Source organism: Terrimonas sp., assembly GCF_003075435.1.
Lineage (GTDB): Bacteria > Bacteroidota > Bacteroidia > Chitinophagales > Chitinophagaceae > Agriterribacter.
The window spans coordinates 339,817-365,214 of sequence record NZ_QCZJ01000001.1; the positions used below are offsets into that span (position 1 = coordinate 339,817).

Annotated in this window: 21 protein-coding genes and 1 pseudogene; 9 read left to right on the forward strand and 13 right to left on the reverse strand. The window is 39.9% G+C overall.

Annotated features, from left to right (window positions below; all coding sequences use genetic code 11):
• Positions 1-65 precede the first annotated feature (65 nt).
• Together DC498_RS01320 and DC498_RS01325 are read right to left on the reverse strand one after the other, a co-directional pair.
• On the reverse strand, positions 66-794 hold the full coding sequence (locus DC498_RS01320) for a DsbA family oxidoreductase (RefSeq protein ID WP_240627817.1): 729 nt from the start codon (positions 792-794) through the stop codon (positions 66-68).
• Positions 795-797: 3 nt separating this feature from the next.
• On the reverse strand, positions 798-1,163 hold the full coding sequence (locus DC498_RS01325; protein ID WP_116872311.1) for a DoxX family protein: 366 nt from the start codon (positions 1,161-1,163) through the stop codon (positions 798-800).
• A 107-nt stretch (positions 1,164-1,270) separates the two neighbouring features.
• Here DC498_RS01325 and DC498_RS01330 point away from each other — a divergent pair, with 107 nt between their 5' ends.
• Positions 1,271-1,654 carry a winged helix-turn-helix transcriptional regulator gene (locus DC498_RS01330; protein ID WP_116872312.1) on the forward strand — a complete coding sequence of 128 codons (384 nt, stop codon included), beginning with the start codon at positions 1,271-1,273 and terminating at the stop codon, positions 1,652-1,654.
• Between the two features lie 266 nt (positions 1,655-1,920).
• Here the strand turns inward: DC498_RS01330 and DC498_RS01335 are convergent, their stop codons facing one another.
• The 4 genes from DC498_RS01335 to DC498_RS01350 all read right to left on the reverse strand — a co-directional run bounded on the left by DC498_RS01335 (position 1,921) and on the right by DC498_RS01350 (position 8,153).
• Positions 1,921-2,730, reverse strand: coding sequence for an N-acetylmuramic acid 6-phosphate etherase (locus DC498_RS01335; protein WP_116872572.1), 810 nt, complete (start codon positions 2,728-2,730; stop codon positions 1,921-1,923).
• A 125-nt stretch (positions 2,731-2,855) separates the two neighbouring features.
• A complete protein-coding gene (locus DC498_RS01340) occupies positions 2,856-5,357 on the reverse strand; it encodes a DNA gyrase/topoisomerase IV subunit A (RefSeq protein WP_116872313.1) in 2,502 nt (833 codons plus the stop codon).
• Between the two features lie 6 nt (positions 5,358-5,363).
• The gene (locus DC498_RS01345) at positions 5,364-6,197 is read right to left on the reverse strand and encodes a DUF1835 domain-containing protein (RefSeq protein WP_116872314.1); all 834 of its coding nucleotides are present in this window, start codon (positions 6,195-6,197) and stop codon (positions 5,364-5,366) included.
• Positions 6,198-6,266: 69 nt separating this feature from the next.
• On the reverse strand, positions 6,267-8,153 hold the full coding sequence (locus tag DC498_RS01350) for a toprim domain-containing protein (protein WP_116872315.1): 1,887 nt from the start codon (positions 8,151-8,153) through the stop codon (positions 6,267-6,269).
• Positions 8,154-8,512: 359 nt separating this feature from the next.
• On the opposite strand from DC498_RS01350, the gene DC498_RS01355 reads away from it, so the two are divergent.
• Complete coding sequence (locus DC498_RS01355; protein ID WP_116872316.1) at positions 8,513-8,830, forward strand: carboxypeptidase regulatory-like domain-containing protein; 318 nt, start codon at positions 8,513-8,515, stop codon at positions 8,828-8,830.
• A 235-nt stretch (positions 8,831-9,065) separates the two neighbouring features.
• On the opposite strand, the gene DC498_RS01360 is transcribed toward DC498_RS01355, so the two are convergent.
• On the reverse strand, positions 9,066-9,794 hold the full coding sequence (locus tag DC498_RS01360; RefSeq protein WP_116872317.1) for a glucosamine-6-phosphate deaminase: 729 nt from the start codon (positions 9,792-9,794) through the stop codon (positions 9,066-9,068).
• A gap of 150 nt (positions 9,795-9,944) precedes the next feature.
• Between DC498_RS01360 and DC498_RS01365 the strand changes: the two genes are divergently transcribed.
• The 5 genes from DC498_RS01365 (at position 9,945) to rnhA (ending at position 14,259) form a co-directional block, all read left to right on the forward strand.
• Positions 9,945-10,322, forward strand: coding sequence for a Dabb family protein (locus DC498_RS01365; protein ID WP_116872318.1), 378 nt, complete (start codon positions 9,945-9,947; stop codon positions 10,320-10,322).
• A 110-nt stretch (positions 10,323-10,432) separates the two neighbouring features.
• Positions 10,433-12,061: an acyl-CoA carboxylase subunit beta gene (locus DC498_RS01370; RefSeq protein WP_116872319.1), complete on the forward strand. Its 1,629-nt coding sequence runs from the start codon at positions 10,433-10,435 to the stop codon at positions 12,059-12,061.
• 139 nt (positions 12,062-12,200) lie between these two features.
• Positions 12,201-12,944, forward strand: coding sequence for an ankyrin repeat domain-containing protein (locus tag DC498_RS01375; protein WP_116872320.1), 744 nt, complete (start codon positions 12,201-12,203; stop codon positions 12,942-12,944).
• A gap of 57 nt (positions 12,945-13,001) precedes the next feature.
• On the forward strand, positions 13,002-13,790 hold the full coding sequence (locus tag DC498_RS01380) for a PhzF family phenazine biosynthesis protein (RefSeq protein ID WP_116872321.1): 789 nt from the start codon (positions 13,002-13,004) through the stop codon (positions 13,788-13,790).
• A gap of 1 nt (position 13,791) precedes the next feature.
• Positions 13,792-14,259: a ribonuclease HI gene (rnhA, locus tag DC498_RS01385; protein WP_116872322.1), complete on the forward strand. Its 468-nt coding sequence runs from the start codon at positions 13,792-13,794 to the stop codon at positions 14,257-14,259.
• Positions 14,260-14,565: 306 nt separating this feature from the next.
• Here the strand turns inward: rnhA and DC498_RS01390 are convergent, their stop codons facing one another.
• The 6 genes and pseudogenes from DC498_RS01390 to DC498_RS01420 form a co-directional block, all read right to left on the reverse strand.
• Positions 14,566-15,039, reverse strand: a complete 474-nt coding sequence (locus DC498_RS01390) for a hypothetical protein (RefSeq protein WP_116872323.1) — start codon at positions 15,037-15,039, stop codon at positions 14,566-14,568.
• A gap of 10 nt (positions 15,040-15,049) precedes the next feature.
• Positions 15,050-16,138, reverse strand: a pseudogene (locus DC498_RS26485) (serine hydrolase domain-containing protein).
• 37 nt (positions 16,139-16,175) lie between these two features.
• Positions 16,176-17,465: a hypothetical protein gene (locus DC498_RS01405; RefSeq protein ID WP_116872326.1), complete on the reverse strand. Its 1,290-nt coding sequence runs from the start codon at positions 17,463-17,465 to the stop codon at positions 16,176-16,178.
• A gap of 39 nt (positions 17,466-17,504) precedes the next feature.
• Positions 17,505-19,052 (reverse strand): hypothetical protein, encoded by a 1,548-nt coding sequence (locus DC498_RS01410; protein WP_133176728.1) that lies wholly within the window; start codon positions 19,050-19,052, stop codon positions 17,505-17,507.
• An 81-nt stretch (positions 19,053-19,133) separates the two neighbouring features.
• Entirely contained in the window at positions 19,134-19,775 is a 642-nt protein-coding gene (locus DC498_RS01415) for a response regulator transcription factor (RefSeq protein ID WP_116872328.1), read from the reverse strand.
• Between the two features lie 58 nt (positions 19,776-19,833).
• Positions 19,834-22,854, reverse strand: a complete 3,021-nt coding sequence (locus tag DC498_RS01420; protein ID WP_116872329.1) for a ligand-binding sensor domain-containing protein — start codon at positions 22,852-22,854, stop codon at positions 19,834-19,836.
• A 200-nt stretch (positions 22,855-23,054) separates the two neighbouring features.
• Between DC498_RS01420 and manA the strand changes: the two genes are divergently transcribed.
• On the forward strand, positions 23,055-24,254 hold the full coding sequence (manA, locus tag DC498_RS01425; protein ID WP_116872330.1) for a mannose-6-phosphate isomerase, class I: 1,200 nt from the start codon (positions 23,055-23,057) through the stop codon (positions 24,252-24,254).
• Between the two features lie 132 nt (positions 24,255-24,386).
• Positions 24,387-25,388, forward strand: coding sequence for an acyltransferase family protein (locus tag DC498_RS01430; RefSeq protein WP_116872331.1), 1,002 nt, complete (start codon positions 24,387-24,389; stop codon positions 25,386-25,388).
• The last annotated feature ends 10 nt before the right edge of the window (positions 25,389-25,398 follow it).

Consider the following 25,398-nt stretch of genomic DNA (forward strand, 5'->3'; position numbering starts at 1 on the left):
TAAAATTACGATAACTCATCAAGAATTATTCCTCAGTCACACTAACGGCAGAAATAACAAATAGTTTATTTGCAATCGCCACCAGGGGTACATACAGCGCCTGTTCCTATCTCCGTTATTGCAGCAGGCTGGTTTTTATACCAGTCCGCATAAGACTGTTGCAAAGCCTGTGAAAAAACTTCAGGTGGCTGAGCTCCGGATACTGCAAATTTTCGGTTGAATACAAAAAAGGGAACACCTCTTACACCTATCTGCGCGGCTTCATGTATATCGTGTTGTACATTCTCGGTATATGCATCACTACCCAACATTTCATCAACTTCAGTATGCTTCAATCCAATATCATTGCCAAGCTCCTTCAATACCGCGTAGTTACTTATATCCTTTCCTTCGGTAAAATAGGCACGAAACAATCGTTCCTCCGCGGCATCGCCCAGACCTTTTGCTTTAGCCAGCTGTATTAACCTGTGCGCATCAAAAGAATTGGCTACAACCGCTTTATCAAAATTATACTCAAGCCCTGCTACTGCAGCCATATCCGTAACCTGCTTATGCATTTCCACTGATTGCTGGTAAGCTATGCCTTTGCGTTCACTCAGATACCGGTACAGGTTTTTACCTTCCCCGGATTTCACATCGGGATCAAGCTGAAAGCTATGCCATTCCAGTTCAATATGATCAGCAGCATTAAAAGTTTCCATTGCCGACTCAAACTTCCTTTTGCCAATATAACAGAACGGGCACATAATATCACTCCATATTTCCACCTTCATCTTTGATGTATGATTACTCATTAGCTATTGTTTTGATGTTGCTTTTACAAACATAAAATTATCTCTTAAATAAGCACCAGCCCATAACAAAGCGATAAATATAAGTGCGACAGCGCCTTTTCCACCGCTCACTTCAATAGCTGCGGCTCCGCCAAGATAAGAAAGCAGGAAAAAGAAACCAACCTTCCAGGTTTTAGGTATCCATAACAGCGCAACAAAAACCAGTTCAGCAATGCCGAGTATACTTATCAGCGATCCGTAACCGATTTTAGACAACCCAGTGACAATTTGCTCGCTGCCTGCAAGTTTCATAATTCCGCTGAAAACCACCATCAGAGAAGGGATGACCAATAATATGGTGGATAGAATCTTTTTTGTTTTGTTTGACATGTTTTAAAAGTTTTATACTGCAAAATTCGAAAATATACTTTACTTTTGAAAGTAGTTTCCATATAGAAACTACTTTCCTATAGGAAACCATCCGGTAAATCAATGGTATGAATAAGAAAATTGCCCCGGCTAAAATGCCGGACAAATGCACAAGTCATTTAAGAGCCATTCATGATACGTTAGATATGCTTAATGGTAAATGGAAAATTGCTATTATCGGTTCCCTGAGTTTTGGCAAAAAAAGGTTTATGGAACTGCAGCGTGAAGTAACGGGCATTGGTTCAAAAATGCTCAGCAAAGAGCTCCGGGACCTGGAAATTAATGAATTGGTAAAAAGAACAGTGTACGATACCAAGCCGGTTACCGTTGAATATGAATTAACAGATTACGGAAAAACCCTGCAGTCTATTATTAACGAAATGGCTAAATGGGGCACGCAGCACCGTAAACGTATTATGAATGTTATGGGGAGAAAGGAAGAATATGCATAGCAAGGCGTCAACCGGGATAATCATTGAGTTAAGTGTAAATAATTTTAACAGGTAACAAAAGATTTGCTTGCAGCGTGTAAAACCTTATGAGTATATAGTAAGATTAATGCAATGATCATGCTCAAAACGCTTGAAGGTACAATTACATATAAGCTGGTATGACGCTATCAGAGCTTGTGTCTTTTGTGCCTGCTTTGTGTTTTTTGTGGTATTACATTATTACACTAAGGGACACAAAGACTCACAAAGTTCCCAAAACAGCAACCTTATTTTTCAATCGCCTCCATGGCCTTTTTCACACTTCCGTATTTCAGCAAGGTTTCCTTTGCTTCCTCATAATTTTTAATAGCAGCTTTTTCCATTAAGATCTTAACCGCCCTGTCGGTTATTTTATCGTTGATGAGTAAAACATTTACCATGCTGTTATCTTCTACGCGTCCAAGGCGTATCATAGTGGTTGTACTGATCATATCGAAGATCATCTTCTGCGCTGTACCGCATTTCATACGGGTGCTGCCGGTTACAAATTCAGGGCCTGTTATTACTTCTACAGGTATGGCGGCTGCGCCTGCAATAGGAGAACCAGGATTGCTTACGATACAACCTGCCGTAATATTATTAGCCTTACATTTTTGCAAGGCAGATAGTACAAACGGTGTGGTGCCACTGGCGGAAATACCCACCACTATATCTTTGGGAGAAATATTATGTTTCAGCAGTTCATTCCAGCCGGCTTCTGTATCATCTTCCTTTTCTTCAGGTGCTTCTATTAAATGCTCAAGCCCGCCCGCTAATATCACGTTCACAATCCCTTTTTCAATGCCGTAAGTGGTAGGTAATTCAATGGCATCTAATACAGAAAGCCTGCCACCGCTGCCGGCGCCGAGGTAAAACATTCTGCCACCATGCTGCAATTGCTCCACTATCGCAGTAATCAGTTTATTCAATTGCGGCAAGGCTTTTTCAATAGCAATTGCCACCTTCTTATCTTCATTGTTAATATTAGCAGTCAGTTCTTCTACGGACATCTTTTCCAGATGCCTGTATAGTGAGGGTTGTTCGGTTATACGTGTCATAAAAAAATTTGAGATTTGAAATTTGAGATTTGAAACCTGCCTGCTGTAAGCAATGTCAAATTTCAAATCCCAGATCTCAAATGAAAAAAGAGAAGGCAGTACTTTCCGGATACTGCCTTTCTCGTTTAAAATAATTCTGGTTGGTTATTATCATCTGCTTTCTTCTTCTCCCATTCCATTTCCGTGCTCTTTGAGTAATCGGCGAGCTTCGCGCCAACAGCCTTCCAGCCCATTACTTCAACCACTTTATTGACCTTGATCTTTGCTTTTCTAACCTGCGCTCCTCTTCCACTCTGCATGATCAATATCGGTTCTTCATCAGTAGTTACCGCTTCCAGCACATTGCCTTCGCCTTCTTTTATAAAGAAAAATTTATTGCGCAATGTGGTTGTTTCAATTTTAAAACGTTTGATATTATACTGTAATTTTTCTTTGTCAAGATAAACAGCGGTCACGATCTTTTCCGGGTTGAACTTCTCTATCAGCAAAACTTTATCTCCATCAAAACGCTGGGTAAGTTCCGTATCAGATATCTCATAGTTACCTGTATTATATACTACCAGCAAACGATCCTCAGATTCGAAAGAGCCGATATAGTTTCCTTTTTCTTCCGTATTCAGCCTGCCAAAAGTATTGTCAAACCATAGCTTTCTGCCACTCAATGTAGATCTTCCTGCTTCTTTAAACTTCACATTTTTTACCGGGTACTTCGTAACCTGGTTGCCCATACTTCCTCTTCCCTTTATCTCCATCTCTTCAAAATAAAAATCAAATTCTTTATTTCTGGCCGTAGCATTAGGGCTTAATATAATTTTTACAGTTTCCGCTTCTCCGTTCGGATTTACAGAGAAATAATGCACTTTGCTTTTCTCTGATCCTTTGGTAAGATCGTATTCCTTATCTCTTGTTACGCCCGTAACGTTAAAACGTTTTGCATAACTCACCCCGGATTTCCCGTCAACATATATCATATTATACGTTGTGCGCTCATCATTTTTCTGAAAGACAGCTACATGCAGAATATCCTTGCCGATAAATACCTTATCGGCAGCTTTTACCACCTTCATCTTACCGGCTTTGGTAAACGCGATAATGTCATCAAGGTTCGAGCAATCAGCGATAAATTCATCCTTTTTTAATCCTGTGCCAATAAAACCTTCCGCACGGTTTACATATAATTTAGCGTTTGCAATGGCAACCTGTTTTGCCTGTATTGCTTCAAATAATTTAATTTCTGTTTTACGCTCTCTCCCTTTGCCATATTTTTTCAGGAGATTTTCGTAATACGCCACGGCAAAATCCACGAGATTATCCAGGTCAGACTTCACCTGTTTAATATCTGCATTGATGGCTTTAATCTGGTCATTCAGCTCATCAATATCCAGCTTGTAAATTCTTCGCACAGGCTTTTCCGTTAGTTTCACTATATCTTCCCTGGTAATATCCCTTCTCAACTGCTTTTTAAAAGGAGTAAACGCTTTGTCAATCGCTTCCAGCACTTTATCCCAGGTTTCATGCTTCTTCTCTAATTCCTTGTAAATTTTTTCTTCAAAAAATATTTTTTCAAGAGAAGTATAATGCCATTTTTCCTGGAGCTCTGCAAGCTTTATTTCTAACTCACGGCGCAGCAGTTCTTTGGTATTATCGGTGGCGGTGCGCAGCAATTCCTGCACGCCGATAAACCTGGGCTTCTGATCAATAATAACACAGGCATTGGGCGAAATGCTTACTTCGCAATCTGTAAAAGCATACAATGCGTCAATAGTAATATCCGGGGAAATACCAGGTGCAAGATCAACCTGTATCTCAACATCCGCAGCGGTATTATCGGTTACCTTTTTAATTTTTATTTTGCCCTGGTCGTTTGCCTTTACAATCGAATCCATCAACTGCGCGGTAGTAACGCCATAAGGCACATCCTTAATGATCAGTGTTTTTTTATCCAGCTCTTCAATATGCGCCCGCACTCTTACTTTGCCACCACGTTTACCTTCATTGTAGTTGGCAACGTCAATCATACCCACAGTTTGAAAGTCGGGATACAATTCAAACTTTCTGCCTCTAAGGCATTTTATAGATGCTTCTATTAACTCACAAAAATTATGAGGCAATATTTTGGTTGATAATCCAACGGCAATACCTTCCGCACCCTGTGCCAGCAGTAAAGGAAATTTCATTGGTAAAGTAACCGGCTCATTTTTTCTGCCATCGTAACTCAGTTGCCACTCGGTAGTTTTAGGGTTGAAGGCCACTTCCAGCGCAAATTTACTGAGCCTTGCTTCTATATAACGGGCAGCCGCAGCGTCATCTCCTGTTCTTACATCGCCCCAGTTTCCCTGCGTTTCTATAAGCAAATCTTTTTGCCCCATATTCACCAATGCATCTCCTATTGACGCATCACCATGAGGATGATACTGCATAGATTGACCGATGATATTGGCTACTTTATTAAAACGTCCGTCATCCATTTCCTTCATGGCATGAAGTATACGGCGTTGTACCGGCTTCAATCCATCTTCAACCGCGGGAACGGCCCGCTCAAGTATTACATAGGACGCGTAATCCAGAAACCAGGTTTTGTACTGCCCCTGAATGCCGGATTCGTTTTCTAAAAAATTGTCTTTCATATAATTTTATTCACTTACAATGTCAGCCACTGCAGCTTTTGTCTTTATTTCAAAATCTTTCATGTTTTTTACTTCGCCCTGCACATCATATTCTCCTTTTTCTATTAATTTCTTCAGGCGCCAGAGCAGGTAGGCATCACCGGTAGTATGTTTATTTTTAGAAAGAAAATGAGCGATGACTTTACTGCCTTTCTGCCAGTCTTTGGTAATATACTTTTTCAGATCAGCATCATAAAAATCTTCGTTATGCTGTACCAGTTTTTTTCCTCCTTCCAGTATACGCACCATCTTATTTTCATTACCAAGCTTTATCCATTCATCCGGGTCAATCTCAAATTCACTCAGCGTGATGGGTCTTGACAATTTCTTTGCTTTAATAAATTCTTTTGGCGGAATTACATGCAGCCATTCCGGGTAAAAAATATTCCCTTTTTCATTAATAAAAGGCAGATTATTCAGGTACAGGATAAATACACGTCCCTGGAATTCTTTCATATAATACAGCAGCCAGTAATAACCGCTTACATCATGCTTATTCTGCGCTGCCCAAATCCAGACCTTTTCTTCGGGATCACGACGCAATGTTCCCACCAAAGTTGCCACGGTATCATAATCATTCACAGAGCCGTCATCTGCTTTTCCATCAAGATCACCGCCAGCGAGCACCTCACTCCACCAGGCTTTTCTTGCAGCTATACCTTCACCTATATATACATTTGACACAGGGCCAACTGCATAATCATCTTTTATCTGTATCAGAGTTCCCTGCAGGGATTCATCAAGCTCAATAGCTTTGCTCAGCACTTCCACATCAGCTTCGTTAAATACAATATGTATCATGATTGGTTTGTGGTTTATAGTTTGTTGTTTATGGTTTGTGGTTGCAATCACCTTATCACTTACCTCTTTCTATCCTTCCGCCAGGTCAATCTCCACCTTAAGATTATCAATAATAAATTCCTGCCTTTCCTGCGTATTCTTGCCCATATAATACTCCAGCAATTGCTGTAAATGTGTTTCAGGCATTACCATTACCGGTTGCTTGCGCATATCGGAGCTGATGAATTTTACAAACTCTTCAGGAGAAATTTCACCCAACCCTTTAAACCTTGTAATCTCCGGCTTACTGCCTAACTTTTTTGCGGCGGCCTGCTTTTCACTTTCATCATAACAGTATATGGTTTCCTGTTTGTTTCTTACGCGGAATAAAGGTGTTTCCAATATATATACATGTCCGTTCTTTACAAGGTCAGGAAAAAATTGCAGGAAGAATGTAAGCAACAGTAAACGGATATGCATACCATCTACGTCAGCATCTGTTGCTATCACCACATTATTATACCGCAGCCCCTCAATACCTTCTTCAATATTGAGCGCATGTTGCAACAGGTTAAATTCCTCATTTTCATATACCACTTTTTTGGTAAGTCCAAAACAATTCAAAGGTTTACCACGCAAACTGAATACAGCCTGTGTTTCCACATCACGGGCCTTGGTAATAGAACCACTCGCGGAGTCACCCTCGGTAATAAAAATGGTACTGTCTAATTGTCTTGCATGAAAATCTTCTTTGCCTTTGCCAGGTGGCTCATCATTTAAATGTATGCGGCAATCACGCAGTTTACGGTTATGGAGATTTGCTTTCTTTGCCCGTTCATTGGCCAGTTTTTTAATGCCAGCCAATTCCTTTCTTTCCCTTTCACTTTGCTCAATACGTTTTTTAAGCGTTTCAGCAGTTGCAGTATTTTTATGAAGATAATTATCCAGTTCTTTTGCTAAGAACTCGTACACAAAGTTTTTCATACTTGTGCCGCCTTCCTGAACATATTGAGAGCCCAACTTTGTTTTTGTCTGGCTTTCAAATACAGGCTCCACCACACGTACAGCCACTGCCGCTACAATACTTTGCCTGATATCTGCCGCTTCATAATCTTTTTTATAAAAATCCCGTATCACTTTTACAAACGCTTCGCGAAAGGCTTGCTGGTGCGTACCTCCCTGTGTGGTAAACTGTCCGTTTACAAAACTGAATATTTCTTCCCCATAATCATTATTGTGGGTAATAGCAAGTTCAATATCATCTCCTTTAAGGTGAATGATGGGATACCTTAATTCATCAGGATTTGTTTTTCTTTCCAGCAAATCCAGCAGCCCATTCCTGCTTACATATTTTTTTCCGTTAAAGGTAATTACCAATCCCGCGTTCAGGTAACAATAATTCCATATCAGATTATCAATATATTCCTGCTGAAAGTGAAAATTCCTGAAAACGCCATCATCCGGTATAAATGTCACCAGTGTACCGTTGCTTTCGTCTGATTTAGTTTCCTTATGTTCCTTAATTAAAATGCCTCTTTCAAACTCAGCGGTTTTTTGTTTACCCTCCCGTACAGCGGTTACTTTAAAATAATTACTGAGCGCATTTACGGCCTTTGTACCAACACCATTTAAACCAACAGATTTCTGGAAAGCCTTGCTGTCGTATTTAGCGCCTGTATTTATCTTGCTCACCACATCAACCACCTTACCAAGGGGAATACCCCTTCCATAATCCCTCACCGTAACTGTTTTGCCTTCCACTGTTATATCAATCTGCTTTCCATAGCCCATCATGTGCTCGTCAATACAGTTATCAAGCACTTCTTTTAATAACACGTATATACCATCGTCGGCACTGCTGCCATCGCCCAGCTTACCAATGTACATACCGGGACGCAGGCGGATATGCTCCCGCCAGTCAAGGGATTTAATGGAATCTTCATTATAATCAAACAAGTTTTGTTTAGCTTCTGCCATAATTCATATCAATATTGGGTTGTAAAACGCGGCAAATGTATACTAATTATTTTAGTATTTTATAAACGCGGCAAATATAGCAAAAGAGAAGAACAGATGTAATTATGAATATGCACCACTGTGAATAACGAGATATGGCAGATGCAGGGGTATAACGTTTATGTATAAACGAAGATGATGAATAAGCGTTTGCAGGTATAGGTTTTTCTGTACATTATGAATGTGTTAAAGTATTTTAACACCTGTGCAGCTTATTTTTTGGCACAGTAGTTGTCTTTATAGTTGCATCCCTCCTGATCCTCAAACTCCTCGGAAAATAATATCGTCATTAATTAGATAAACATAAAAATTCCAGAGGTATGAAAAAAGCAAGATTAACATTGGCAGGCTTAGGTATTTTGACTGCCGGATTGTTCGCATTTAATGTGATTACAAATGGTTCTGTTAAAGGAACTGTGAGCCCCGCAGATGCAGCAGTTAGGGCATGGGCTATTTCAGGTACTGATACAGTTAAAGCAGATATAGCTAATGGTGCATTCGAAATAGGCGATGTTAAACCGGGTACTTACCAGGTAATTATCGAAGCTAAAGCCCCCTTTAAAAATGCCGCTAAAGATGGCGTTGAAGTAAAAGATGGCGCAGCTACAGATGTGGGTGAAATCAAACTTGAACAGTAAACATTAAAGTAGATTATAACAGAGATAATCAATAGTCTACCAGTGTAAAATCAAATGTTCACTTATTGGTGATCATGCAAAAGCAGTATTCCTTGGAGTGCTGCTTTTGTTATTTGTTTATCATAATTATTTCACCACATAGAAAGATAGAAACACAGGTACACATAGTTTTGATAAATTTAAACTATGCTTTCCTATGCTTCTTATGCTCCTATGTGGTTGATTCACTATAAAATTAAATCTCCGTTTTTCCCCCAGCATCCTTATCCACATACACAAAACAATTATCATGATTGCGTAATAAGCTCGCCGGAACTTTATTTGATATTTCTCCATTCACCACCTGGCTAAGTATACCAGCTTTATGTTTGCCGCTGACTAAAAGAAAAATTGTTTTTGCCTCAAGCAGTAATTGTAAGCCTATAGTGATACCTGTACTGAGCAATGTTGTTTTATCAAAATATTTTTGCCCTACTTTTTTAGTGAGTTCATCAAGCTGAATTACATGTGTTCTTAATTCCGGAGATACACCCGGTTCATTTATACCAAGATGCCCATTCATACCCAATCCAAGTATGGCAAGTTCAATACCTCCCTTATCATCAATAAATGCTTCTGCTTTTATGCATTCATTTTGCAGGTTACCGGCTTTGCCATCAAATAAAAAATATTTTTCTTTCTTTACCTGCAATGGATCAAGAAAATATTTATGCAGGTAATAACCGCAACTACCGTTATCTTCTTTATTCAATCCGCCCCACTCATCCAGTCCCACAAAATAAGTTTGCCCGATGTTCAGTTTACCTTCTTTGTGATCTTCAGCAAGGTTATTATACATTCCGGTTGGCGTATCGCCAGATGGAATGCAAACCAGGCAACCGGGTTTTTCCTGTATGATCTTATTTACATCATTTGCCACACGGCGCGACATTGCAGCATAATCTTCAGAAATAATAATATTCATATACAAACCTTTATTTTAGCGTTTTAAAACATATATTTTTGAGGTAGAGGGTGGAAGGTGTAGGGTATAAGGCCACAGGCGTTTGAGCTACTTTACCTTAAACCATTTACCTTAAATCCTATACATACACCTCAAAATAAAACAATCAATATGAGAAATTTCATTTTAATTATTGCTGTATTCGCTATTTCAGCAACCATTATTTCAGCAAACTATAAAGACCAAAAAATGTTACGACACGTTGTATTATTTAAATTTAAAGAAAGCGCCACGCCTGAACAGATAAAGAAGGTAGAAGATGCATTTAAAGCATTGCCTTCAAAAATTAAAGAAGTAAAAGCATTTGAGTGGGGAACCAATAACAGTCCTGAAGGATTGAACGAAGGTTTAACGCATTGCTTTTTTGTAACCTTCGCATCTGAAAAAGACAGGGAAGCATATCTGCCACACCCGGAGCATAAAGCTTTTGTGGAAGTATTAAAGCCCTATCTTGAAAAAGCGGTAGTGGTTGATTACTGGGCTAAATAAAACTCCGCTAAACCTATAGGATTTGCAGCGCTGCAATGCGGCCGGGAAAACCCTATAGGTTTTTACTTCCCGATTTATTCGTACCTATCCATGGCAATAAAAATGAGTAAATGAATATAGAAAACAACAAAAACGAAGATGTGCATAAGCTTGCCCTGAGCCAGGTTAAAATGGCTTTGGAAAAGATTTATGCAGGTGGTGGTAAGAAGGCCATTGAAAAACAATGGGAGAAAAACAAACTTACCGCAAGGGAAAGAATTGAATATTTATGCGATACAGGAAAACCCTTCATAGAGATCGGGGCATTTGCGGGCTATGAAATGTATGCAGAACAGGGTGGCTGCCCGGCAGGGGGAACAGTTGCAGGTGTGGGCTATGTGAGCGGCAGGCAATGTGTTGTTCTTGCCAATGATCAAACCGTAAAAGCAGGCGCATGGTTTCCTATTACAGGTAAAAAAAACCTGCGTATGCAGGAGATTGCCATGGAAAATAATCTGCCCGTTATTTACCTGGTAGATAGTGCCGGCGTATTTCTCCCGATGCAGGATGAAATTTTTCCGGACAAAGAACATTTTGGGCGCATATTCCGTAACAATGCCCGCATGAGTGCAATGGGCATTGTGCAGATTGCCGCGGTAATGGGCGCCTGTGTGGCAGGCGGCGCATATTTACCCATCATGAGCGATGAAACCCTGATGGTAAAAAATAATGGGTCCATATTTTTAGCCGGGCCATATCTCGTAAAAGCTGCCATTGGTGAAGAAGTTGATACGGAAACGCTTGGCGGCGCAACAACGCATACAGAAATAAGCGGAATAGCGGATTATAAATTCGATACCGAACAGCAATGCTTAGACGAAGTAAAAAAGATCATTTCAAAATTGGGCGCGAAGGAAACCGCGGGGTTTGACAGAATAAAAAGCATTAAGCCCAAAAAAGATCCTGCGGATATATACGGCATGCTGCCTGCAGACCCAACCAAGCCTTATGATATGCTGGAGATCATCGAAAGAATGGTAGATAATTCCGATTTTGATCAGTATAAAAAAGATTATGGGCAGACCATTTTATGCGGCTATGCACGCATTGATGGCTGGGCTGTTGGTATAGTTGCCAATCAGCGTAAAGTAATTAAAAACAAAAAAGGTGAAATTCAGTTAGGCGGTGTAATATATAATGATAGCGCCGATAAAGCTGCCCGGTTTATCATGAATTGTAACCAGAAAAATATACCACTGGTTTTTATGCAGGATGTAACAGGTTTTATGGTGGGTAGCAGGAGCGAGCATTCAGGCATTATTAAAGATGGTGCTAAGCTTGTAAATGCCGTAGCCAATTCCATTGTTCCTAAAATCACTATTATTATCGGCAACTCATTTGGCGCAGGCAATTATGCCATGTGCGGCAAAGCCTATGATCCGAGGTTTATTTACGCATGGCCTTCGGCACGTATAGCAGTAATGGGCGGCGAGCAGGCAGCGAAAACATTGTTGCAGATACAGGTAAGCGCCCTGAAAGCAAAAGGAAAAACAATTGATCCCGCAGAAGAAAAAAAATTACTGGACGACATCAGGCAGCGCTACGAAAAACAAACAACTCCCTATTACGCGGCAGCACGGTTATGGGTAGACGCTATTATTGATCCGGGAGAAACCCGGCAGCTTATTTCAGAGGGAATCGCTGCGGCAAATCATAAAAAAAATGCTGAGCATTTTAGCTTGGGAGTATTTCAGGTGTGAGATGGGGGGTGGCTATGGGCAATGAGCAATCAGCTATCAGCTGACAAAACGAAGGCTGAATACTCAAAGCCGTCAAATTATAGGGGGAAAGTGTTTCAAATTTCAAATCTTACATTTCACAACACTCTTTCGTTTTTAAATGGACTATCTGCAAAAAATAATAGGAGACTTTGAAGTTCATTCAGCAGAAGGAATTAAAGCATGCTTCCAGAATGGCGTTGATCCCAATCAATTGCATAAAGGCAAACCTCTCATTTATGAACTTATAAACATGTATCTGCGCAGCCCCGGATTTAAAGATTGCATTAAGGTTTTTGTGGATTTTGGCGTAGCATTCGATGACAAGGTTTTATTAGCTGTTTTACTCGACGATTCGACTTTACTTGAACAATATTTAAATAATAACAGGGAACTGGTATTTAAAACATATTCTTTAGACTGCACTTTTACACCACTTTACGAAGTAACCCTTTTACATATTTGTGCTGAATACAATCATTTGCATTGTGCAAAAATGCTTGTAAAGTATGGGGCAGATATTAATGCAACAGCCGGACTTGACAGTAATGGCTTTGGTGGACAGACCCCGGTTTTTCATACGGTTAACCAACATGCCAACAGTTGCATTGATGTAATGAATTTTCTTGTTGCTCAAAATGCAGATTTGTCGTTAACTGTGCCGGGGCTCATCTGGGGTAAAGGCTACGAATGGGAAACATTTATTCCCTCAGTTAATCCTGTAAGCTATGCTATGATGGGATTGCTCCGGCAATTTCAAAGAACAGAAAAGCAGATTTATGAAGTAGTATCAATATTGCTAAAAGCCAGGTACAGAATAGATTATTCCCCCATAAATATTCCGAATAAATACCTGCATGGTTAATGTTGGCAAAAAATAACCGCTAATATTGCATCTGTTACAAACCTGAAATATAAAATTATGAACATCCCCATATACCAGGCAGATGCATTTACACAAAAAATTTTTGGCGGCAACCCGGCAGCAGTGTGCCCGCTTAATGAATGGCTGCCGGATGCTGTAATGCAAAATATTGCCCTGGAAAATAATCTCGCCGAAACCGCTTTTATTGTTAAAGAAAATGAAGGCTATCATATCAGGTGGTTTACACCAACTGTTGAAGTAGCGTTATGCGGGCATGCCACATTAGCATCAGCGCATGTTTTTTTTAACCATCTCGGGTATAGTGAAAATGAGATCAGCTTTAATTCAAAAAGCGGCTGGCTTAAAGTGGGTAAAGAAAAAAACGGGCAACTTACTTTGGATTTTCCGGCAGATCATTTTGAAATAGTAGCCGATATTCCTCCCGCTATTGCGGAAGGATTGAAAATTGAAGTATCGAAAGTATACAAAGGAAAATTTGATTATATGGTGGTGGTCGATAAACAAAGCACTGTCGAAAATCTACAACCTGATTTTAAAACACTATCTACCATAAAAAGTCGTGGTGTGCTCGTAACTGCTCCAGGTAATGAGGTTGATTTTGTTTCAAGAGGTTTTTTTCCGCAAAGCGGTATTGATGAAGATCCCGTTACAGGATCTGCCCATACCTTGCTTGTGCCATATTGGGCTTCGGTATTGAAGAAGAACAATATGAAAGCCATCCAGCTTTCTGCAAGAAAAGGCCATCTTGATTGTGTGCTGGCAGGCGACAGGGTTTTAATGAGTGGTTATGCCGTAACCTATCTGAAAGGAGAAATATTTATATAGTATGCAGCCATCACTTATTATTTATACAGATGGCGCGGCACGGGGCAACCCTGGTCCCGGAGGATATGGCGCTATTTTAAAATGGGGTAACCACGAGAAAGAATTGTCTGCAGGATACAGGCGCACTACCAATAACAGGATGGAGCTGATGGCGGTAATAGCGGCATTGGAAGCTTTAACCAAAACCAATCTTGCTATCACCGTCTATTCCGATAGTCAATATGTAGTCAGGGCAGTAAAAGAAGGCTGGTTGAACAACTGGATAAAAACGGATTTTAAGGGCGGCAAAAAAAATAAAGACCTCTGGAAAAAATATTACCAGCTTTCTTTAAAACATAGCATACAGTTTGTATGGGTAAAAGGACATGCGGATAATGCCTATAACAACCGCTGCGATATACTGGCAACAACGGCAGCGGATGGAAAAAATCTGAAGGTGGATGAGGAATATGAAAACAGCCCATCCTAACACCTGAAAGCTTAATTTGCACGCAGGGATTTCGCTTTTGGAAACATCTAAGGCAGTCTCATTTTCCTCATAAACCTTCTTTTATTGCTTAACTAATGGACATTGATCTTTTGAGATTAAAATATCTTTTTAAAAGCGAAATCACTGAATTTGCACATAGCATCTGCCGTTTAAAAGCATTACTTTTTTACATCTTCAACCCAATACCAATAGCCAGGTTTCTGTGCAGGCGGATACCTTGTGCCGAAGCGCTGCTCTGCAACTGTGCCAAATGATAATATCGAATATAAGTGCTCAATGCTTTATTTACATTTGCCCCAACACCAACTGCCACTGATGGCGTAAACCCTGCAATACTGAACCTGCTTTATAAAAATTCCCATTGAGGTTTTGAAATTCCCGTTTGTCATAAAATGTTGTTCGCAGAAATCCTGCGCCTATCAATGCCTCCATATATGCAATGGAAATTTTTTGACGATACCCTAACTGAGCAGCAACAGAAAACCCTTTTGCCTGTTGGGGATGATAATATTGCATTATACCCACATGCTGAAAAATCTGCCAGTTATGCTGGTATACGTATACATATTCAGCATTCAATTGTAATCCTCTTCCATCGTTTAGCTGTCTTCTTAATCCGGGAATCCGCATTGATTCAGCATATGCGCCTGTAGTTTGTGCCAGTGCCTCCCCTTGCAAAGCCCACCTCTTTATTTTTTGCTGCGCCACACAAATGGCCGGGGTAATTATCATAACAGTTATCAATAATACTTTGTTCATATTTTTAAATTTAGCTGATAGCGTAATCCAGCACTTTTTCAGCCAATTGATAGCCTGTATTTATAACAGACCTATCAGCAGCCGATGAAAGGAAAATACTTGTAGTATTAGTTTCCGGCAGGTGCATTATCACAACAGACCATCCGCCACTATGCCCTGCCCTGAGGTGGCCATCTTTATAGCGGTACTCCCATCCCAATGCAAAATCGTTCACACCTTCTACCGGTGTATAAAGTCGTTTAAAATGTGTGGCGTCAATAAGCGTATGCTTTTGCAGCGCGCAGATGAATTTTATCATATCGCTTAAGCTGGTACAAATGCCTGCTGTGGCGTAATCAGCGTATACATACCTGGGCGTTTCTTTTTAAAATCCCTTGCCGTCAGGTTCAAATACCCCGGGCTTGTACGTTCCAATGGTTTTACTATAGGTAAAAAAATGCGTATGCTGCATACCAAGAGGTTCCAGTATTTTTTCTACAATTATTTCTTCATATACTTTTTTATATATCTTTTCCAAAATCATGGATAGCAACACATAACCAGTTTGACCGTATCTTGTTTGTGTTCCTGGCTCAAACATCAAGGGCAGTTTTCCGGCATAATCAAGATAGGCGCTCCTGCTTAGCAATTCTTTTACTTCGAACACAAGGGTTTTATAATCTTCATTTTCTGACGCATCCGGAATACCATCTGTATGCGATAATAACTGGCTAATGGAGACATTGTGCCATATCTGCGGCAACCCGTCTATATAATCAGATGCCTTTGCAGCCAGTTGAATCAGTCCTTCTTCAAAAGCTTTCATTATCATCACGCTGGTAAATAGTTTAGTGGCAGATGCTAATGGGAACAAGCTTTGATCCGTTACTGCGGTATTACCTTCCGGCACTTCCATTCCCTGCCTGTATGCAGCTACCGTCTTACCGTTCTGAATCATCGCCCATGCGATGGGTGCCGTAAAAGGAATTTTTTGGGTCCGCGACCGGATAAGCCCTGTTACATCTTTTTGTAATTGATCCATGCTTTCAGTACGATGATCGTATTTTTCACATGAGAAAAAAAACAACCCGGCTATTATTATAACTAATCTTGCTTTCATACTGTATCTCTTTAATTGTATGCTATCTGAGGTTGAATTATGGTATAAATAATCTTGCGCTGAACTTTCCCTGCGCGGTAGCTTCAGGTTTGAACTTATCGCCAACACCTACATTGCTGATGTTAAAAGCTCCCTCTGCTTTTCCGGCACTTAGTTTTGTAATATTTACATTGCCTTCACTGGCCTGCGGAGGCATGTTTGCCCCGGGTATATACATACTGTTGTATCCTTCATTAATGCCGGTTAAAAAGTGAAACCGTGTTCCACCAGCATCAAGATCAAAAGCATGGCTCCCCAACCCTCCATCCCAGGTAAGCAGGAAATGTCCTCCGCCTTCATCCTCCGGATTGGACAGTATGTATTGAGTTCCCATTTTTACAACAGGTGAAGCAGGAAAACGTACCGGAGAACCTCCGTCAATGCTCAGCTCTATCCAGCCATCTCCCATAATAGTAATATTGCTTACCAGTAAAAATGTGCCGGGTACAGGTGCATTCAGTTGCAGCGTAACCGTTGCTGATGTAGTTCCGTTTACTGAAGCAGGTGACTGATATCTTACAGCATGCTTTGATATCTCAGCGATACTTCCGGCACCGGTTAATTTCCATGATTTTATAAACCTGTAAGGCAATGGAGCAGGTGTACCTACAGGATAGCCAGAATCATTATAAGGACCGTCAGGATCATTAACCAGGGGCACCAACAGGTTGTCCATATCAACCTCCGTGAATACCAGGGCATTTATGGTTTGCTTATCGCCCACATCTATAGAAGCCTTATAAGGCGTAAGGGAAATACGGTTCATCAATGACCAGTCGCTAAAATGTGTTGTACTAAAGCTTACGGTTTTGTTATTAGCATCAAAGCTATCGGCACCTGTAAATTTCCATACACCGTCATCCATTTGGTATGCAAGTCCTAATGTTTGCAATAAGCCAATGCTATCAGCATGAGCAGCCCATGCCCAGGTAATGGTAACAGGTTTTGAAAATATTTTTCCATGAGGTGTAAGTCTGAATGCACTGCCTATACCAGCTATATTAGTATTTGTTATCGGTTCTACAGTTATCGTTGTATTGATATCCAGCGCTCCTGCGGGAATAACAATAAGCAAACTTCCATCGGCAGAACGGATAGTGCCTCCTGAAGTGCCTATAATTTTTGTAACAGCTACTCCGGTTGATATGCCGCTGGGACGTACCAGTGGAGTTATTACAAGAGGGGCATCATCTGCCTGTTTTTTTTCTTTTTTGCAGGAAACAAATAATGCGGGCAGGAAGAAAACTATAAGCATACTTATGCATACTCTTTCTACAAAAAACTTCATTTAAAATATTTAATGGTAAATAAAAACAGGAATATGATTTTAATAAACAAACACTTTACGAATGCTGTAGGTGTCGGCTTTGGTATTATATGAACGATATTTTGTTGTCACTTCTTTAGGATATCCGCCTTCCCCGTACACATAACTGATGGCATACGCTTCATTTTCAGGATAACCACCGTACCATGTTTTCCACTGAACCTCCAGGTTGTGTTTTGTATATTGGGTAAGCTCCATATCAGGAATAGCGAGGTGTGCATAAGGATTTATCCCGGAGTCATGACTGTATATACCTTCCTCCCTGCTTCCATTGCTGTTTGCCCTCACATCAGTTAAAACACGTCCTCCATACATGGTTTTACTGAAATAAGAAGCCGGGCGCCCATCACTGTAATTGTATTGTATATCTATCCGGTAATCCTGGCTGATGCCCACCCTCGTATCAAGCAGTGTATAATTTACTACAGCGTTTATATTTACCGCGCTTCCTGCCTCAGCCATAGCAATAACCCTTCCCCCGGTATTGTCATATTGCACAGTGGTTGTTTTAAACAATGCATTGTTTTCATCATAGCTGCGGATAGTGGTGATTTTGCCATTGGTATATTCATACAGGTCTTTCTGGGCTATATAGTTAGACATATCTGCACGTTTCGCCATCACCTGTCTTTGTATAACTGCTCCATCCGGCTGATAACTATAATCCGTTTTTGTTAATGCGGTGCTTGTATTACCCACAATTTTAAGCTCGTATACAGTTTTCAGTTTTTGCGCGGCTACTTCACCTCCTATATCATATACTGCGTTTTCGTGTATTTCATTTTTATACAGGATTATTTCATCATAAGCACCCCATTTGGATACAGAGAGCTGATGCTTTTGTCCTTTTGCGGAAAGATAAACACCTTGTGTACCTGCCGCGAGGTAATGAATATTATAGGTCATTTCATTTTTTACATCCCAGCTTTTCACGATCAGTTGAACAGGAATGCTATCATATATAATATCACCAACTTTAATAATGGGGCGGATATAGATAAGCTTATCCATTTCCGTTTCCGGGTTACGATTACCGAAACAGCCTGCAGGGTATCCAAAACTTTCAGGAGTATCTGTATTGCTTACTGTAATAATTTCTGCAGGAATGGCTTTTTCTGCTTTATCGTCTAATGTAAAAGCAATATGCAGTGGCTTATTAACCGATAACGCCTTAGCAGACCCTGCAACAGGGGTTGCAAATCTCACTATACCGGCACTGTTTTTAAGGATGAGTTTTTTGATTGTATAATTTCCTTTTGCAAGCGTAAGTGTGCCGGTGCGGTATTGCTGATTGGAAACAACAGGTATGGAAATATTGGTATCTCCTGCAGGTGTTTGTGCATTTTCAATAGTCAATACAGCTATCAGGCTATCCTGCCCCACCTGGCTGTTATCCAGGTTTTCAAAAACAATCTTAAAATCTCTCCGGGTACTTGTATCTGCCGGCACAGGTTTAACAGGGTCAGGAATATTAACAGGAACTTTTTTGCAGGATATAAATGCAACAGTTAAAAAAATAAGCACGTTAAAAAAAGTATTCTTTTTCATGATTGTATTATTGTTATTATGGTTTATGCATAGCAATGCCATTACAACATTTGCCGTTTAAAAAATCATATATAAAACCAGTTAAAGGATGCGGTCTTTTAACGCCTTGGCCACTGCGGCGCTTTTAGAATTTACCTGTAGTTTTTCATAAATGCTTCGTATGTGAGAGCGAACGGTATCAATAGAAATATTGAGTGATGAGGCTACCATTTTATAGCTATTGCCATCTACCAGTGATTTCAACACCTGCTTTTCTTTTTCTGAAAGACCATAGTTTTGAGTGCCGGGTGACATGCCGGCAAACATTTGCAATACCTGTGTTGCGATAGATGAATTCATGGGAGCGCCACCATCATTTACATCTTTTATAGCATTGATAATAGCATCCGGTGTACTTTTCTTCAGCACATAACCATTTGCCCCAAGGCGGATGGCATCATAAATGTTTTTATTATTGTCGAAAACAGTAAGCATTATGATCTTTACCGTGAGATTTTTTTGACGGATCATCCGTACACCATCCATGCCCGTAGCCCCCGGCATATCAATATCCATCAGTATCACATCCGGCTTCAACATTTCAATATCCGCTACCGCGGTTTCACAATTATTGAAATTTCCCACCACTTCAAATCCTTCCGCCTGATCTAATAAAAGTGTGATGGCTTCCCTGAACTGGTCAGCATCATCATACAATAAAACCCGTATTTGTTTATTAGTCATTTTGTTTTAAGTTGATATTGCAAATATCAGTTACCGGTTACTTCAATACAACGCATATTTATGCGATGGGCATAGATAATTGTATAGTGGTGCCTTTTCCGGGTTCAGATTTAACAAATAGTTGCCCTTTTATATTTGTTGCGCGCTTTTGCATATTTTTCAGCCCGTTGCCCCTTACAACAGATATATCTGCCGGCGTTCTGAAACCCTTACCATTATCTTCAATAACCAATATAAAATCCGATCCTTTTTTTGTGAGTGTAAATACAACGCCGGTACAATCCGCATACTTTATAATATTATTCAGTGCTTCTTTAAATACAAGGAATATTTCACGCCTTGCTTCCATTGATAAACGAAGCTCGGGCACAGAAGAGTTTACGTCAAAACGATATTCAATCTGCCTAGGCTCCAACACTGCACCGGCGGTTTCTTTCATTCTTGCAATAATTTTAGCAATACTGTCATTAGCAGGATTAATGCTCCATACAATATCGTCCATTGCTTCCATCATTTGAGAAGTGCTGGTGTTGATGGTGCTCATATATTCCCGGTTCCTGGTTTCATCTAAAGGCTTTTGCTGCAGCGCCATATTGCTGAGAATATTAATGGTACTTAGTGTAGACCCCATATCATCGTGCAGATCCCGGGCAAGGCGGCTGCGTACTCTTTCTACATGTAATAGCTTTTGCAGCCGGAGGCGATGGAGATAAAAAAGCAGGGAGGCAAAAACTGTTACAAGCAGCATATAAAACCAGGTTGTTTTCCAAAAAGGAGGAGCAATAAAAAGATGCAATGAAGTAATATGCTGCGAATATTGTCCTGCTTCATTTTTTGCGCGTACAAGAAAACGATACCTGCCGTGGGGCAATACATTATACTTAACAGGTGCGGGCGTACTTTGCGTGCTCCATGCTTTATCTAGGCCTTCAAGCTTATATTCATACACCAGCTTTCCTCTTTGCCTGAAAGCCAGTGCTGCAAATTCAACAGCAAAAGCCCTGTGCTCATACAATATGGAAATTTCTTTTAGCTTATCCAGTGAATCCGGGGGCAGGTACCTGTTATTCAATTGAAAGCCTGTTATAGTTACATCGGGAGGCTGAACAGATGTATTATAATCTGCCGGATCAAATACTACCAGGTGCTGGTTACCTCCAAACACCATCCTGCCGGAGCGGAGCATTATGCTTCTTTCGGGTATATAGCTGTTATTGTGGATTGTAAGCAATCCATCCTGTTGTGAATATTTTGTAAGCGTTCTGGTATCCAGGTTCAGTTTGCAAATTCCGTTTGAGCCTCCCAGCCAATAATAATTGTCGGCGTCTTTTTGTAAAGTGTATATTGTTCCCGGAGGAGATATATTGTTTACATCAATATTAACCTCAAAGGTTTTACTATTCACGGTTGCCAATTTTTCTCCCGCAATAATGCAAAGCGAATCATTTGCCCTGAGTATATCTTTAACCCTCGTAATAAAGCCGCCCCCGGTTTTTTGCACATCTATTGAATGAATAATCTTTTTACTGTCAGTATCTATTATATCTATTCCTTTACCATTAACAGCTACCCATATATACCGGTTATTGATCAGTACCATCCGGCTAATGGCTCCACTTAAAGCACATATTTGTGTAAGAGCCCTGTCCTTCGGCAGCTGAGCCGAAGGATTAAGCGTAAATATATTTCCATCATTAAGCCCGATCCAGAGTAAGCCCCTGCTATCTCTTGTAATCTGCCTGACGGCGTTATTTTTGAAAACAGGAGGCTGGTATAAGACAGTTTTTTTACTTTGAAGATTATAGCTGAGTAACTTTCCTTCATGAAAACCTATCCACATATTACCCTGGTTATCTTCACAAAGCGTCCAGGCCATTTTCGCAAAATCACCCAGGTCATTTATTTCATTTACAGGTCTTGTATCAGGATCCGAATAATTGTTGTTTAACAAAAATATCCCCCTGCCCCAGGTAGCGATCCATAAATTATCATTATGATCCTGCGCCAGGCCGCTTACAACGCTCCTGTTTTGCTCCTGGCTGAAAACAATGTGGAGATTTTTTAAAATATTGCTGGTATAATAAAGCCCGTTATCTGTAGCTGCCCAGATAATTCCCTCCTCATCCTGTAATACATCAGACACGGAGTTAAATTGAATACCATAAGGATTACTGATATGAGATTTCAGGTTATAAAAATTCAGTCCACTCCTTATGCGAAAATAATTTAACCCATATACAGCCGTAGTGGAATCGTTAATATTTTTCAGCCCATATATTTCAAAATAGCTGTTGTTCTCAGCATGATTCAGGAAAGCTGTATCTGGCTCAAATATATTGGTAAGGCTGTTATAAAAAAGAAACCGGGAAATACTGTTATTGTTTTCGAGCAGCCAGTAAACGTTTTTATTATCTATAAAAAAATCTGAAATGCGCTGAAGTGTTTTTTTCTCCGCTAACAGAGGTTCGTTCTGAACCTTATTAGATGCGGTATAATAATTTTTTGTGGCTTTATCCCAATAGCCCAAACCTTTGGAGCTTACAATCCAGTATCTGCCTTTTGCCAGGTCTTCCGCAACATCAAGTATTTTTAAATGACCGGGGATTTTAAAAGGATTATGCCTGGTGGAAAAGCTGCTTGTTTCCTCGTCAAAATACTGGTAATTTTTTCCTGTAAGCTGCAGGCAAACATTCCCTGACGCATCTTTCCGCAACCATATCGTGGAACTATTATGTATTGCTTCACTGTTTTCATAAGCAACAGGAGTAAAAACAAATGTTGTAGTGTTGAGAATTCCAACACGTTTTCCCATCCTTATCCAAACCCTGTTAGCGAGGTCTGAAAAAATCTGCTCTGTACGTTCATTTATTATGGTTCTGAAACGGTTGCCGTCATAACGCTGTAGCCCGTTTTCGGTTCCAAGCCATAAATAACCTGTTTTATCCTGCCACACCGCCCTCACATTATTAGATAACAATCCATCGCTCATTGAAAGGCGGTTAAAAATATAATGTTGTGAATAGCCGGAACGACAAAAAGAAACCAGTACAGCCAGGAGCGTAAACAATCTCAGGAACATTCCACTAAATTAACGGAAACCAGTTAGATGAGATAGCATATCTATGCTATTGAATATATTTCTGAAATTGTCAAAAAAATTAGTTTCTACCTGGTTCAGGATAATTTGCCGGACATCCCGGATTTTTTAAATTTCCAACCTACAATTATTATTATACCTTCATTCTTGATACACAAAAGATATTTAAACAACAAAGCCAGATGTTCAAACTAAAAGGAAAAGTTCAGCATTATGCATGGGGCGGCTATACTTTTTTACCGCAATTACTGGGAGTAGAAAACAGCGAATACAAACCATTTGCCGAATACTGGATGGGAGCGCATACAAGCAGCCCGTCGCTGGTGGAATGGGATAAAGATCATTCCACACCGTTGAACAAACTTATAGATGAGGATAAAACCAAATGGCTGGGGGATACAGTAGCAAAAACATTTGGCGGTTTACCTTATTTGTTTAAAGTGCTGGATGTAAAAGATATGCTTTCCATACAGGTGCATCCTACCAAAGAAGAAGCAGAAAAAGGATATGCAAGAGAAAATGAAGCAGGCATCCCGGTTACCGCAGCCCACCGCAATTATAAAGATGATAACCATAAGCCTGAAGTAATGGTTGCGTTAAGTGAATTCTGGCTGCTGCATGGCTTCAAAGAAAAAAACGCATTGCGGCAAACCCTGAGCGAAGTTCCGGAGTTCAACGCTTTATTATCCATCTTTGATAAAGAAGGCTATTTCGGTTTGTATAAATATGTGATGGAATTGCCACAGTCCGAAGTAGATAATATGCTGGCGCCTTTACTCAAAAGATCGGAAGCCGTTTATAAAACCAATCAATTATCAAAAGCAGAGCCGGCATATTGGGCCTGCAAAACATTACCTGACAGTGATGATCGGTATACCAATATGGATCGTGGAATTTTCTCCATCTATTTTTTTAATATTCTGCAACTGCATCCGGGTCAGGCAATATTCCAGGGGGCAGGTGTGCCTCATGCTTACCTGGAAGGACAGAATATAGAGCTGATGTCAAATTCTGATAATGTGCTGCGCGGCGGACTCACCCCCAAACATATTGATGTGCCTGAATTATTGAAACACACTTTATTTGAAGGTGTGGTTGCTAACATAATGGATGGAGAAAAAAGAGGAGCCGAAACTGTTTATTATTGCCCTGTACCGGATTTTATAGTAAGCAAAATTGAATTGGGCAAGGATGAAAAATATACGCATACTGCTTTTTCAATAGAAATCATTTTAGTAACGGAAGGCGAAGCAACCATCACCTCAAGCAATCAAACCCTGCATGTAAAACAGGGCGAAGCTGCTATAGCAGGCGCTGCAGAAGCATATAGCATTACAACAGACACGATAACTGTATTATATAAAGCAGGTGTACCTCAATAAATCAGCATCAATTTAGTAAAATGCCAAAATAGGGGCACATATTACATCAGTTAATGGTACATTAGTTTGCATAAAAGTAAATAACGTTGATATTCACATATAATCGGTTAACCGATCTGGAAAATAATAAATATGGAAGCGATAAAGCAGCGCATAGGTTATATTGATATTTTAAAAGGAATAGGTATTTCATTTGTCGTTTTTGGACATATAACACATATTGCTGTTATGCGGGAATATATATGGGATTTCCATATGCCGCTTTTTTTTTGGATTTCGGGGATGTTATTTAACAGAGATAAATATGCTGGTTTCAGAAGTTTTGTAAAACATAAAATCAATACAATTGTGCTGCCCTATATTTTGTTCTTTCTTATCACATTCTTATATTTTGTATTTATTGAACGACATTTTCGGGGAGGTGAATTCAGTATTCCGCACCAACTATTGGGGCTGATATATGGCACATATGAGGGCTTTCATTTAAATTTTAATGGTGCTTTATGGTTTTTGCCTTGCTTATTTTCTGTTGAATTAATGTTTTGGGGAATATCGAAATGTAAAGATAGCTGGGGTGTAGCAGGGCTCCTGCTTATTTGCTTTGTACTGGCAACCTTAATTCGTGCAAACAATTTAAATATTTTGCCATGGGGTATACATACTGCGCTATTTGCTGTAACATTTTATGGTATTGGTTTTTTTTCAAAAGGGCATGTACAGCAATTGAGTACAAGGAGTGGGCTAACCGCTAAAATATTTTTGCTTATTGGTTGTTTGGGTGTTCAATTATTATGCATGGGCAAATATTCCAGCAATATAGAAAACACTACATTACCTTATATTCCATTGGCTTTGTGTGGTATAGCCGTTTATTTAATTATTTCAATATTTATAAGGTCAAACAGACTGTTAGCGTTTCTTGGAAAAAATTCTATTGTGATTTTAGCATTCCAGGAGCAAACATATCGTGCATTGATTTATGCGGTTAGCAAAATGCTTTCTTTAGACAGCGAGATAATAAGAACAAACGTATTCTATTGTTTAGTGATTACTGTTTTAACACTTGCCGTAATTTACCCGCTTATTTATTTATACAATAAGTTTGCGAGAAAGTACCTGAATGTGTTTAAATAAAATTTCCACT